The organism is Methylocystis bryophila (assembly GCF_027925445.1).
In the GTDB taxonomy this organism is placed as follows: Bacteria; Pseudomonadota; Alphaproteobacteria; order Rhizobiales; family Beijerinckiaceae; genus Methylocystis; species Methylocystis bryophila.
Genome location: NZ_AP027149.1, coordinates 1,833,474 through 1,846,145 on the forward strand (window position 1 = coordinate 1,833,474; position 12,672 = coordinate 1,846,145).

General features: G+C 63.2%; 10 protein-coding genes. 4 read left to right on the plus strand and 6 right to left on the minus strand.

Annotation, left to right across the window (positions count from 1 at the left end):
- Window positions 1-9: 9 nt before the first annotated feature.
- The 4 genes from nirB to QMG80_RS08670 all read right to left on the minus strand — a co-directional run bounded on the left by nirB (window position 10) and on the right by QMG80_RS08670 (window position 6,714).
- On the minus strand, window positions 10-2,505 hold the full coding sequence (gene nirB / locus QMG80_RS08655) for a nitrite reductase large subunit NirB (RefSeq protein ID WP_085773765.1): 2,496 nt from the start codon (window positions 2,503-2,505) through the stop codon (window positions 10-12).
- Window positions 2,506-2,897: 392 nt separating this feature from the next.
- The gene (locus tag QMG80_RS08660) at window positions 2,898-4,058 is read right to left on the minus strand and encodes a CmpA/NrtA family ABC transporter substrate-binding protein (protein WP_085772455.1); all 1,161 of its coding nucleotides are present in this window, start codon (window positions 4,056-4,058) and stop codon (window positions 2,898-2,900) included.
- A complete protein-coding gene (locus QMG80_RS08665; RefSeq protein ID WP_199769085.1) occupies window positions 4,055-4,627 on the minus strand; it encodes an ANTAR domain-containing response regulator in 573 nt (190 codons plus the stop codon). Before QMG80_RS08665 ends, QMG80_RS08660 begins: the two co-directional genes overlap by 4 nt.
- Window positions 4,628-4,845: 218 nt before the next feature.
- The gene (locus QMG80_RS08670) at window positions 4,846-6,714 is read right to left on the minus strand and encodes an outer membrane protein (RefSeq protein ID WP_281926315.1); all 1,869 of its coding nucleotides are present in this window, start codon (window positions 6,712-6,714) and stop codon (window positions 4,846-4,848) included.
- 512 nt (window positions 6,715-7,226) lie between these two features.
- On the opposite strand from QMG80_RS08670, the gene map reads away from it, so the two are divergent.
- Window positions 7,227-8,066, plus strand: coding sequence for a type I methionyl aminopeptidase (gene map / locus QMG80_RS08675; RefSeq protein ID WP_085772458.1), 840 nt, complete (start codon window positions 7,227-7,229; stop codon window positions 8,064-8,066).
- A 68-nt stretch (window positions 8,067-8,134) separates the two neighbouring features.
- Entirely contained in the window at window positions 8,135-8,851 is a 717-nt protein-coding gene (gene radC, locus QMG80_RS08680) for a RadC family protein (RefSeq protein ID WP_085772459.1), read from the plus strand.
- A gap of 116 nt (window positions 8,852-8,967) precedes the next feature.
- Here radC and QMG80_RS08685 read toward each other — a convergent pair whose 3' ends face one another.
- A complete protein-coding gene (locus QMG80_RS08685) occupies window positions 8,968-9,933 on the minus strand; it encodes a LysR family transcriptional regulator (RefSeq protein WP_085773767.1) in 966 nt (321 codons plus the stop codon).
- Between the two features lie 96 nt (window positions 9,934-10,029).
- Here QMG80_RS08685 and QMG80_RS08690 point away from each other — a divergent pair, with 96 nt between their 5' ends.
- Together QMG80_RS08690 and QMG80_RS08695 are read left to right on the plus strand one after the other, a co-directional pair.
- On the plus strand, window positions 10,030-10,809 hold the full coding sequence (locus QMG80_RS08690) for an NAD(P)H-dependent oxidoreductase (protein ID WP_085772460.1): 780 nt from the start codon (window positions 10,030-10,032) through the stop codon (window positions 10,807-10,809).
- A 176-nt stretch (window positions 10,810-10,985) separates the two neighbouring features.
- Window positions 10,986-11,411 carry a GFA family protein gene (locus QMG80_RS08695; protein ID WP_085772461.1) on the plus strand — a complete coding sequence of 142 codons (426 nt, stop codon included), beginning with the start codon at window positions 10,986-10,988 and terminating at the stop codon, window positions 11,409-11,411.
- Between the two features lie 34 nt (window positions 11,412-11,445).
- On the opposite strand, the gene QMG80_RS08700 is transcribed toward QMG80_RS08695, so the two are convergent.
- On the minus strand, window positions 11,446-12,483 hold the full coding sequence (locus tag QMG80_RS08700; protein ID WP_085772462.1) for an NAD(P)/FAD-dependent oxidoreductase: 1,038 nt from the start codon (window positions 12,481-12,483) through the stop codon (window positions 11,446-11,448).
- Window positions 12,484-12,672 lie beyond the last annotated feature (189 nt).

Sequence of the window (12,672 nt, forward strand, 5' to 3'; positions counted from 1 at the left end):
ACTCGCTCCTCATTCGGCGGCGACAGGCATTTCAAGGGGCGCGGGGAGGTTTGCGACCACGGCGAGCGGGGCGAACTCATTGGCCCCGAAGCCCGCGACGCGCTCGGCCCAAGGGTCCTTGCGCACGGCGCGCTGAGAGACGAGGAAGCGGTCATAGAGCGCCTTGCGCGCTTCGTGATCCTCCATGATCACATGACGCACGCGATCGAGGCCGGTCTTCTCGACCCATTTGTACAGCCGATCGAGGTAAGCCGCCTCCTCGCGGTAGAGCTGCATGACAGCCGCGACATGCTCGAGCGCCTGCTCCTCGGTCTCGACATGGCCCAGCAGATCGGTCGCGCGCACATGCAGGCCCGCGGCGCCGGCAATATGGATGTCGTAGCCGCTGTCGACGCAGATGACGCCGATGTCCTTCACCGTGGCTTCCGCGCAATTGCGCGGGCAACCCGAGACGGCGAGCTTCACTTTCGCGGGCGTCCACGAGCCGCAGAGCAGGCGTTCCAACTTGACGCCAAGCCCGGTGGAGTCTTGCGTGCCGAACCGGCACCATTCCTTGCCGACGCAGGTCTTCACCGTGCGCAGTCCCTTGGCGTAGGCGTGACCCGATACGAGGCCAGCGGCGCTGAGATCCGCCCAGACGGCCGGCAGGTCTTCCTTCCTGACGCCCAGAAGATCGATGCGTTGTCCGCCCGTCACCTTCACTGTCGGAATCTTGAACTTGTCGGCGACGTCGGCGATGGCGCGCAGTTCATTCGGCGTCGTGAGCCCGCCCCACATGCGCGGCACGACGGAGAAGGTTCCGTCCTTCTGGATATTGGCGTGGACGCGCTCATTGACGAAGCGCGACTGCGCGTCGTCCTTGTAATGCAGCGGAAAGGCGCAGAGCAGATAGTAGTTGAGCGCGGGCCGGCAGGACGGGCAGCCGCAAGAGGTTTTCCAGCCGAGCTCCTGCATGACGGCCGGCATGGAGTTGAGCTCGCGCGAGACGATGAGGCCGCGGACCTCCTCATGCGTGAGATCGGTGCATTTGCACATCGGCTTGCGTTGGGAGGCTTGGTAGTTCTCGCCGAGCGCGCTCGCGATCAGCGCTTCGACCTTCGTCGTGCACTGGCCGCAGGAAGCCGAGGCCTTCGTCTGCGCGCGCACCTCTTCGAGCGACGCAAGGCCGTTCTTCGTGATCGCCGAGACGATCGTTCCCTTGCACACGCCGTTGCAGCCGCAGATTTCCGCATCATCCGGCAAGGCTGCAACGGCCGCCATAGGGTCGAGGGGGGACCCTCCCTGATAGGCCTGTCCGAAGATCAGCGTGTCGCGCATCGCGCCGATGTCGGTCGCCTTTTTCAGGAGATCGAAGAGCCAGGGACCGTCCTCGGTGTCGCCATAGAGGACGGCGCCCCTGACGCGGTCGCCTTTCAACAGGATGCGCTTGTATATGCCGCGCGCGGGGTCGCGCAGGACGATCTCGTCGCTGTCGTCGCCCTCCGAGAAGTCGCCGGCGGAGAAGAGATCGATGCCGGAAACCTTGAGCTTGGTCGAGGTGACGGAACCCGAATAAGCTGCGACGGCGTCGCCGGCGAGTTGCGCGGCGACGACCTTGGCCATCTCGAACAAAGGCGCGACAAGGCCGTAGCAGAGTCCGCGATGCTCGACGCATTCCCCGACCGCGTAAACATCGGGGTCGCTCGTGCGCATATGATCGTCGACCTTCAGCCCGCGCTCGACGACGAGCCCCGCCTCTTTGGCGAGTTTGGCGTTGGGACGGATGCCGACCGCCATGACGACGAGCGACGCTTCGATCTCGCGGCCGTCCTCGAGTCTGACGCCGGTGACACAGGTCTCGCCAAGGATGACCTTGGTGTTGGCCTCGGTCAGCACCTCGACGCTGCGTTGCTCGATCGCTTTCTTCAAGAGATAGCCGGCGGACTGATCGAGCTGGCGCTCCATCAGCGTCGGCATCAGATGCAGGACCGTGACCTCCATGCCTTTGGACTTCAGGCCAGCTGCGGCCTCGAGTCCCAACAGGCCGCCGCCGATCACGACCGCGCGCCCCCCTTTCTCGGCGGCGCGAAGCATCGTCTCGACGTCGTCGAGATCGCGAAAGGTCACGACGCCAGGAAGCGTCACGCCATGAACGGGAATCGCGATCGGCGTCGAGCCCGTGGCGATCAGCAATTTGTCGTATGCCTCGACGGCGCCAGCGGCGGTGGCGATGGTCTTGGCCGTTCGATCGATCGCGGTGACGCTTTCTCCCTTGCGCAGCGTGACGCCACGCTGCGCGTACCAGTCGTCGTCATGGATGATGATGTCTTCGTAGGACTTCTCGCCGGCGAGCACCGGCGAGAGCATGATCCTGTTGTAATTGACGCGTGGCTCTGCGCCGAAGACGGTCACGTCGTACGCGTCGCGAGCGCGCTCGAACAGGTCTTCCAGCACGCGGCCTGCGGCCATGCCGTTGCCGATAACGAGGAGTTTTGGCTTCTTCCGAGAGCCCGGCGATTGCGTCATCATGCGCACCTTGTTCGTGACCTCGAAGGTCCCGTTCACGGAGCGCGAGTCGTCGGCGCGTTTTTGGAGGGTGACGCAACGACAGACCACACGCGTCGCCCTTGCAAGAAGGTGCGATGCGCCGCCCGTAAGCGAAATCCCACGCTGGATTTCTCTCGGGAGATCGAGGTCGTCGTTGACCGAGAAGCAGGAGCAAATTGCGCGCCAGTTCAAGCCGCTCGTCCGGCAGTGGCGCGAAAACAAGCATCATCGCTAACAAATTGATCTAAAGGCGAATACCCTTAGGAAGCCTCAGATGCGCGAGATGCTGCGCTTTGGATAGATGTCATATCGCCTATTGATTTGGCGCCATGCGTGGCATCGCGAGCATCGCGCCTAAATATGAAGCCTTCTCATATTTTCTGGCCGATCGGAAACGCCTGCAAATAGCCGGCGATATCATCGCTGTCGAACGCCGGCCCTGCAAAGGCCTCGATCGGCGCGGGAGGCATGGATTTTTCGCCGATGACAGAGTCGTAGAGATCGGCGCGCATGACCGCTTTCGCTGCGGCGAGACGCTCGGCTGAATGACGCGCCTGTCCCCAGCGGAGCATTTGCGCATAGAGCCAAGCGGCTTGCTGCGCGCTGGGTCGGCAGGCGCCATCGCGGTGGATGACGAGATAATCCTTGGCCCGCCTCTGGTCTCCCTTTGCGTTGACGATCAGCCGCCCTTCAAGGCTCCGCTTGATCAGCTCGGCGTCGATTGCGAGGCGGTCCTCTCGGGCCAAAATCGAGGCGACCTCACTGTGAGCCTCGACGTCATCCACGAATTTAGCGGCGGCGACGATTGCGCGGATGAGGGCTGCGACGAGCTCCGGAGCGGTCTCGACGCTGCTCCCGCGCAACGCCAGGACCTTCTCCGCCGCGCGCGGAAAAATCTCGCAGCCGAAATGCAGGATCACGCCAAGGCTTGCGTCGACAGCGACCGAGTTCCAGGGCGCGCCGACGCAGAATCCGTCGACATGGCCCTCGCGCAAGCTGTCGGCCATGAAAGGCGGCGGCAGCACGACAAGGCGCAAATCGCGATCAGGGTCTATCCCTCCTTCCGCCATCCAGTATCGCAACTGATAATTATGCGTCGAAAAGGGAAACGTCATCCCGAAGGTCAAGGGTTCGAGCCCTTGCGCCTCGCGCCGCCGCACCAGGTCGCCCAGCGCTCTGGCGCTGATCATGGGGCTTTCGAGCTCGCAGCCGGCGATTTGCCGCATCTCCTCGAACAAGGAGGGCGACAGGGTGATGGCATTGCCGTTGGTGGCGAGGCTCAGGGGCGCCGCGAACGGAACCTTGACATGCCCGAGCCCCAAGGTCGAAGCGATCGCCATCGGCGCCAATAAATGCGCGGCGTCGAAATGACCGATGGCGAGCTTATCGCGAATGTTCGACCACGACGCCTCGCGCACGAGCTCGACCTCGAGCCCTTCGGCGCTGGCGAAGCCCTTGTCGACGGCGACGATGAGCGCGGCGGCGTCGACAAGCGGCATGAAGCCGATCCGCAATTTTTGCTCGCCCGTCATCTCAACAGCTCCGCGGCCGTGATGATCGCACGCGCCACCTCGCCGATCTTTTTCTTCTCGCGCATCGCCGCGCTCCGCATGGCCGCATAGGCTTGCTCTTCCGACAGGTTCTTGGTCTTCATCAATATGCCCTTGGCGCGATCGATCGACTTTCTGTCCTCGAGGTCCGATTTTGCTCGCGCAAGCTCATCCTGCAACCGGGAGAAGGCGTTGAACCGCGAGATGCAGAGATCGAGAATCGATTTGATCCGTTCTTTCTTCAATCCATCGACAATATAGGCTGAAACGCCGGCGTCGACCGAGGCCTCGATGGACGCCGCGTCGCTCTGATCGACGAACATGGCGATGGGGCGACGGACGGCTCGACTGACTTGGAACATTTGCTCGAGCATGTCTCGCGACGGGTTCTCGAGATCAATCAGGATCACGTCGGGGTCGATGGCGTAGATGCGCTTTAGGAGATTGTGCATCTCGCCGAGCCGCTCGACATCCGCAAAGCCCGCTTCCCGCAAGCCTTCCTCGAGGATCGCCGCGCGAACCGGGCTCTCGTCGACGATGACGATTTTCAAGCCGCTGTTTCCGATTGATGGGAAAGACACAAAGTGCTCTTCGAGCGTTTCACGAGTTGCGGGCGGGCCACGTCTTCCATAGCCTCGATCGCGATTTCGATTCTTGCCGTAAGAGAGCGCCGGCGCCCCCAACGGCGATCCGAAAACGCGATCGCCTTTCTTCGTTCATACGCGAATCCGTCGCGCGCGGGCAGAGGCGGCGCCCTGAACCGAATGGGTCAGAATTTATCGAGGACCGGCGGCAACGCGCCCCAGCCGAAGTGATAATTCACGCCGGCGCGGATCACGTCGCCGTTGAAGCGCGCCCGATAGGAGGCGTTGGAGAAGAGCCCCTTCGATCCATAGACCGCCTGCAGCGGAAGCGTCGTCGCGGTGCCGAGATCATAGTAGAGATACTCGACCTTGGCGCTCCATTTCGGCAAGAACATCCATTCGACGCCGCCGCCGCCCGTCCATCCAGTGCGCATATCTTGGTAGCCATAAGCAGTGCCGCCTCCATTGAGCTTGGGCGCAAGGCTCGGGCTGAACCAGACGGCGCTCAGATCGGCTTCGCCAAAGGCGAGCCCGGCCGTTCCATAGGCGAGCAAGGTCTCGGTCGCCAGGAAGCCGAGGCGTCCGCGCACGGTGCCCAGATTATGCTGGCTGCGCACGCCCTGGACATAGGTCGGAGGAGACGCGGCGAACCAGTTCGCTTCGCTCACGCCCACCGCGAGACCCTGCACGTCGGTCTCGAAACCGGTCAGGAATTTGTCGCTCAGCAGCCGGTTGTATCCGATCTGCGCCCCACCGATGAAACCGCTGTTGTTCAGACTGAAGCTCGCCGGCACGGCGCCCCGCGCGGCGAGGGCGACGAAGCCGCCACCCGAGCCGACATAGTCGAAGCGCGTGGCGTCGTCGGCGTTCCAAGAGTAGCCCGAGTTGAGGCCGAGATAGAGGCCACTCCATATCGGCGCGAAGGGAGTGGCCGCCTCGACGGGTCCCTTGCGCGCGGGCAATCCCTCCGCGACCGGCGTCGCCGCCACGTCTGTCGCCTTCCAGCGCAACCCCATCGTCGCCTGCCACGCCTTCGCAAGCTGTGGCCCGTTCAGATCCTGGTAGACCGGAATTCCGCCTTCAACCAGCAAAGTCAGCCCGGGGACGCCGATGAGCTTGCCGTCAAGCGAGGCGCCGCCGAACAGTTCGATGCGCTTGCCGCCGTAAAAGAGCGGGTCCGCCGCCTGGATCTTCGCGACGATCCATGGGTCGGCGCCGACGATGTGATCTTGAATATTGCCGCTCACGCGGAAGGTGGTCGTGAAGCCGGGAATCCAGCTATAGCCGACCCAGCCGTTCGCCTCCTGATAATTGCCCCACATATAGCCTTCGTCATTGACGGTGAGCGGCAAGCGCGCGCGGTAGGATAGACCCCAGGACCAGGGTCCTACAAAGCCGCCGTAGAGTATCCCCGGGAGAACGTCGAACGTGCCGGTCCCCGTCTGCATTCCATAAAAGGCCCGCCCCGTCGCCCAAACGCCTGTAGGTTGTAAAGACGTCGCGATATTGTGGTCGCTGCCGGTCGGGAAGGACATGCCGAGATTGAGCTGCACGCGATGGATCGGGTCCTGATAGACGCGCCAAATTCCTGAAAGCTGGGTGTCCTGCAGGCTCTCCGTGCCCGGATTGCTCGTGCCCCTGGGAATGATCCCGCTCGTTCCGTTGAAGATGATGTAGCTGATGTGTTTTTCGATGAGGCCGGTGTTCAGGACGACGGAAAAGTCCTTGGTGACGCCATAGGCAAGCGTGACCGACTGCATCTCGTCCAGCCGTGTCGTCGGCACGACCCTTAGGGGCGCTGTCGGGCCCCAGTACCAGGGCGTCGTCGCCACAATTTGTTGCGCCGACACCCCTTGCGTGCCGATCAGCGAGTGAGCGTTTCCTATGAATGTCGGCGAGAGAGTCACCAGGAGATTCCCCGCCCCCGGCAAAGCGTCGCCGAAGACCCCGAGCGGAGCGGGCGGCGGAGCGGGTTGCGCAGGAGGCGCCGCATCTGTTTTGGAGACGTCGGCCGCCTGAACCAAGGAGACGTCGAGCAGTCCCGCAGCGGCCACGGCCAGCAGCCGACAGCGCCGTCGTCGAGAGTCAAGGCGGAAGTATCTAAGGGATCTCGGTCGCATGTCGCTCGCTCCAACGCCGGCCGAGCGAACCTGTCGCGCGGCAAAAAAAAAGCCGCCGCTCCGAAGTCCCGCTTCGGATGCGGCGACTTCGGAGCAGCGGCGTTGCTGCAAGGCCCGTCATTGGGCCGTGACGTCATTTCTGACGCTTCTCCATAACTCAAGCACGACCGGCGCCAAGCGGCTTTCTGAAGTTTTTCATTTATGAACAGATAGATAGCGATTGGCGCCCGGGCCCCCCTTTGCAGAGGGCTGGTCAAAAGACGGGCGCCGTGTCGAAGATGCAAGCAGTGAGAGACGGCAGATTCTATCGAACTGACGGGGTCGCCCTGGCGCGTCTTCCTGAGCCTACCAGCGAGCGCAATGCGCTCCAAATGCTTGCATAGACGTCGCCGGCGCCGCTAATCTCGCGTCTTCGTCACGCGACCTGCCAGGAAAAGACCGCCTCCATGACCTTCATCGAGTCCCATCTCGCGCCCGCCGGGCGCAAGAGCGGGCATATCAAACTGCACGGCCCCGAGGACTTCGAAGGCATGCGCCGCGTCGGGCGTCTCGCCGCTGATGCGCTCGACATGCTGATCGAGCACGTGCGGCCCGGCGTCACGACCGACGCGCTCGATAAGCTCGTCTTCGATTTCGCGATGGCGCACGAGGCTTATCCCGCGCCGCTCGACTATCGCGGATATCGCAAATCCATTTGCACCTCGATCAACCATGTCGTCTGTCATGGCATCCCCGACGACAAAGCCTTGCGCGAAGGCGACATCGTCAACATCGACGTGACCTTCATCCTCGACGGCTGGCACGGCGACGCCTCGCGCATGTTTGGCGTCGGCGAAATTCCGCGTCGCGCGGAAAGGCTCATCGAGGTGACCTATGAGGCGCTCATGCGGGGCATCGCCGCGGTGAAGCCGGGTGCGACGACCGGCGACATCGGCGCGGCGATCCAGCGATATGCGGAGAGCGAGCGCTGCTCCATCGTGCGCGAATTCTGCGGGCACGGTCTTGGGCGGCTGTTCCATGACGAGCCGAACATTCTGCATTATGGCGAACGGGGCAAGGGCGTCGCGCTGAAGCCCGGCATGTTTTTCACGATCGAGCCCATGGTCAATCTCGGCAAGCCGCAGGTGAAGATCCTTTCTGACGGCTGGACGGCAGTGACCCGTGACCGCTCGCTCTCGGCGCAGTTCGAGCATTCGGTCGGCGTGACCGAGACTGGCGTCGAGATTTTCACGCTGTCGCCGACCGGGCGCGACAATCCTCTCGCGGCAGTCGGCAGTGGGCAGTAGGCAGTCGCGCCTTAACGGTTTTCTGCCCTACTGCCGACTGCCTATTTGCCCACTGCCGCAAGTCCGACATGAAGGCCAAAACGCAAACTCCCGACGGCATGCAGGAGGCGGCGGAGCCCCATTTTCACGGGCACCGGCAGCGACTGCGCGACCGCTTCATGGAGGCGGGCGCCGGCGCTCTTTCCGATTATGAGCTCGTCGAGCTTGTGCTGTTTCGCGCGATCCCACGGCGGGACGTGAAGCCGCTCGCCAAGGCTTTGGTCGCGCGCTTTGGCTCCTTCGCCGAGGTCGTCGCGGCGCGGCCCGAGCGGTTGCGCGAGATCGAAGGGTTAGGCGAAGCGGCCGTCTGCGAGCTCAAGCTGATGGAGGCGGCGGGCCGCCGTCTCGCCCGCGGCGAGGTTGGAAAGCGGCGCGCGCTGTCCTCATTCATCGAGGTCATCGACTATTGCCATGCGTCGATGGCTTACGCCGAGCGTGAGGAGTTCCGGGTGCTCTTTCTCGACAAGCGCAACGGCCTGATCGCCGACGAATTGCTCGGCGTCGGCACGGTCGATCACACGCCCGTCTATCCTCGTGAGATCGTTCGTCGCGCGCTCGAGCTCAGCGCTTCGGCGCTCATCCTCGCGCATAATCACCCGTCCGGCGATCCGACTCCCTCCACCGCCGACGTGCGGCTCACGCGCGACATCGTCGAGATCGCGAAGCCCTTCAACATCGCCGTGCACGACCATCTGGTCATCGGGCGGCACGGGCACGCGAGCCTCAAGGGTTTGAAAATGATTTAAGCCACGAGGAGGAGCCGACATGTCAAAGCTCCACGATGGCCAAGCTCGACATCGCTGAATTGAAGCGCGCCTTGAATGGGACGGAAAGCGCCACGGCGTGATCGCGCGAGGGGCCGCTAACGCTTTCCCTTCTTCCGGGGCTGCGGAGCGTCGTGTTTGGGCGCCGCAGGCCTGCTCTCCTTGCCCTCGGCGGCAAGCCTGACGATCCGCTCGCGAATCCAACGCGAGCCGGCGTGCGCGTGGCTGCGCTCGTGCCACAGCAGCGCGACCTCAAATCGCTCAGAGAGCCAGGGCGGCTCGATGATCGTCAATCGATTTCGATGCGCTTGAAGAAGGCGCCGCGGCGCGAGCGCGACGAGATCGCTCGTCGCGACGATCTCCGGCAGGAAAAGAAAGGACGCCGCCGAGAGCACGACATTGCGGCGATGGCCCAGCGCCGCCAGCGCCTCGTCGACGGGCGTTGTGAAGCCGCCGCCTTGCCGTGAGACGATCACATGCTCGAGGCGAACATAGTCCTCGATCGTGGGGGCGGCCTTCAGTTTTGGATGATCGCGGCGCCCGATGAGCACGTAGCTTTCGTCGAAGAGACGGCGTTTGCGCAAATGCTGGGCGTCGCCGTCGGGCATGGCGATCGCCAAATCGATCTCGCCGCTTGCGAGCTGAGGCTCGAGCTGCTGTGGGCTCAAACGGCGAACGGCGACGCGTATGCGCGGCGCCTCGCGGCGCAGCGCCAGGACGAGGGGACCGACGATGACCGCCTCCAGATAATCTGAGCAGGCGATCGTCAGCGTGAAGGCCGCGCTCTCGGGCGCGAAATCCTTGTGGTTGCGCATCGTGCCGCGCAATTGATCAAGCGCCTGACGCAAGGGGTCGAGAAGCTCGAGCGCCTTGACCGTCGGCGTCATGCCACGATGTGCGGGAACGAGCAGCGGGTCCTCGAACAAGGCTCTGAGGCGATTGAGCTGCGCGCTGACGGCGGGCTGGCTCAGATGAAGCCGCGCCGCGGCCTTCGTCACATTGCGTGTGGCGAGCAGGGCTTCGAGCGTCACAAGCAGGTTGAGGTCGATGCGCTTGGTATCCATCAAAATGATGATAGAGCAAAAAATAATCAATTTCACAGATAGTGGTCGAAACGACAAGCTCCAGCCGTCGAGCCTTCAATGCTGGAGATCTGAGCCGTGCGCAAAAACATCCTTCTGGTTTACGCCCATCCCGAACCGACCTCTTTGACGCGACTGCTCGTGGCGGTGGCGATCGACGCGCTCGAGAAGCAGGGTCATGCGATCGCGCAATCCGATCTCTACGGCATGCGCTGGAAAGCCGTCTTCGACGCCGATGATTTCCCCTCTCGCGCCGATCCGACGCGGCTGTCGTTCATCGCGGAATCCGCTCACGCCTATGCGACGGGGCGGCAGACCGATGATGTGGCGAGCGAGCAAGCCAAATTGCTATCGGCCGACGCCGTCATCTTCGTCTTTCCCCTGTGGTGGTATGCGCCGCCGGCCATCGTGAAGGGTTGGATCGAGCGGGTCTACGCCTTCGGTTTCGGCTACGGCTACAGGGATGGCGGCAATCGTCACCGGTTTGGCGAGGGCGCGCTCAAGGGCAAGCGCGCGCTGGTCTGTGTTCTCGCGGGCGGGCCGACTGCGGACTATGGTCCACGCGGCGTCAACGGACCTTTGGATCAGCTTTTGTTTCCGCTGACCCATGGCGCGCTGTTCTATCCGGGCATGGACGTTCTCCCGCTTCACGCCATTTACGGAACGGTCTTCGTGACGAGCGCCGCACAGGTTGGCGCCATCAGGGAGAGCTGGCGGCGCCGAGTCGAAGGGCTCTTTACCGACAATCCCATTCCGTTTCGCCCGCAAAATGGCGGGGACTATCCCGATTTTCACACGCTCGCTGAGCATGTCGCGCCTGGCCGCGACGGCTTGACCGCGCATATCGCAGATGAGTGAACGGCTCGCCGCTCATTCCTGCGAGGGATCGACGCGCGGCGACGTCGGCGCTACTCTCGCCACACGCGGAATCGCGCCTGAACGCTGCGGTTCTCGAGCGCGTTCTCCGCTCGGATGGAATTGTTTGGGCGGCAAGCGATCGCGCGCGGAAAGCAGCGTGATTTAAGGAGTGAGCTATGGCTGAGGGCTTCCCGGTCAGCGGACAATGTCTTTGCGGCGCGGTGCGGGTGACGGCGAAAGCCGCCCCGTTTCGGATGGCGCAATGTCACTGCCGCGACTGTCAGCGCGTTTCCGGAACGGGCCACACGACCAATGCGCTCTTTCACGAGGCCGACGTTGAGGTCATCGGCGAGACGAGGGGCTTTGCGGTGACGGCGGACAGCGGCTCGACGTTGACGCGTTATTTCTGTCCCGTCTGCGGCAGCCGCATGTTCGGCCACAATTCCAAGCGGCCCGGCGCGGTCGTCCTCTCCGCCGGGATTTTCGACGAGTCGGATTGGTTCCAGCCGCAGATGGCGCTTTACAGCGCGCGCCGCCCGGCGTGGGATCCGGAGCGCGCCGACATCCCGAACTTCGAGACGATGCCGCCGTCGCCAAAGTGAACGACGTCGGCGCCGCCGCCTGCGCCTCTCTTGATCACTCCACGCCCAGCTTCTTTTGCAGATTGGTCGACGACGTCGTGTATTGGAAAAGCAGCTTCTTATGCGGATAGACGTAATGATGGATGCGCTGCGCTGCGAGCGAACCCTCGTGGAAGCCGCATAAAATCAGTTTCAGCTTGCCGGGATAGGTGTTGATGTCGCCCACCGCGAAGATGCCGGGATGATCCGTCTCGAATTTCTCGGTGTCGACCGGAATGAGATTCTCATGCAGGTTCAGACCCCAGTTGGCGACGGGGCCGAGCTTCATGGTCAGCCCGAAGAATGGGATGAGGCGGTTGCAGGCGAGCGCCTCCTGCGCGCCGTCATTGCCTTTCAGCGTCGCGGTCGAAAGCTCGCCGTTTTCGCCGTCGATATGGGTAATCTGGCCGAGCTTCAGCGCGATCTTGCCGCCAGCTACGAGCTCCTGCATCGCCTTCACGGAATGGGGAGCGGCGCGGAACTCCGCGCGGCGGTGCACAAGCGTCAGGCTCTTGGCCACCGGCTGCAAATTGAGCGTCCAGTCGAGCGCCGAGTCGCCGCCGCCGACAATCACCACGTCTTTGTCGCGAAAGTCCTCGACCCGGCGAACCGCATAGAACACGGATTTGTGCTCATAGGCCTCGATGCCGGGGATCGGCGGCTTCTTAGGCTGGAAGGAGCCGCCGCCGGCGGCGATCACGACCGCCTTGGCCTTGAACTCTTTGCCGAAGTCCGTGCCGACGAGGAAGGAGGGCTCTTCCGCCGTTCCGACCGATCGGAGGGTTTCGACCATCTCACCGAAATGGAATGTCGGATGGAAAGGGGCGATCTGCTTAAGGAGATCGTCGGTCAGACCCTGGCCGGTGATGTGGGGAATGCCGGGAATGTCGTAGATCGGCTTTTCCGGATAGAGTTCCGAGCATTGGCCGCCGGCGCGCGGCAGAATGTCCACAAGATGCGCCTTGATGTCCAAGAGGCCCAGCTCGAAGACCGTGAACAGGCCAGCCGGGCCCGCGCCGACGATGACCACGTCGGTCTCGATCACTTCGCTCATTCTTTTAGGATCCCCGAAAGGGTGGAGCGCCCGCGCGCGAACGCCGGGCACAGTCCAGTTGTTCTATAGCATGCTTGCGGCGACGCAAGCCGAGTCGCCCGCGCCGCTCATGCGCCCAGTCGTCGCGCTGGCCTAGAGCAAGTCCCGGAAAAGTGCGAAACGCTTTTCCGGTCAGGACACGCTCCAAAC

Bases quoted from the DNA above. Each gene is read 5' to 3' on its own strand.
- nirB (WP_085773765.1), bottom strand. From the start codon at position 2,505: ATGACGCAATCGCCGGGCTCTCGGAAGAAGCCAAAACTCCTCGTTATC.
- QMG80_RS08660 (WP_085772455.1), bottom strand. From the start codon at position 4,058: ATGACGGGCGAGCAAAAATTGCGGATCGGCTTCATGCCGCTTGTCGAC.
- map (WP_085772458.1), top strand. From the start codon at position 7,227: ATGACCTTCATCGAGTCCCATCTCGCGCCCGCCGGGCGCAAGAGCGGG.
- radC (WP_085772459.1), top strand. From the start codon at position 8,135: ATGAAGGCCAAAACGCAAACTCCCGACGGCATGCAGGAGGCGGCGGAG.
- QMG80_RS08685 (WP_085773767.1), bottom strand. From the start codon at position 9,933: ATGGATACCAAGCGCATCGACCTCAACCTGCTTGTGACGCTCGAAGCC.
- QMG80_RS08695 (WP_085772461.1), top strand. From the start codon at position 10,986: ATGGCTGAGGGCTTCCCGGTCAGCGGACAATGTCTTTGCGGCGCGGTG.
- QMG80_RS08700 (WP_085772462.1), bottom strand. From the start codon at position 12,483: ATGAGCGAAGTGATCGAGACCGACGTGGTCATCGTCGGCGCGGGCCCG.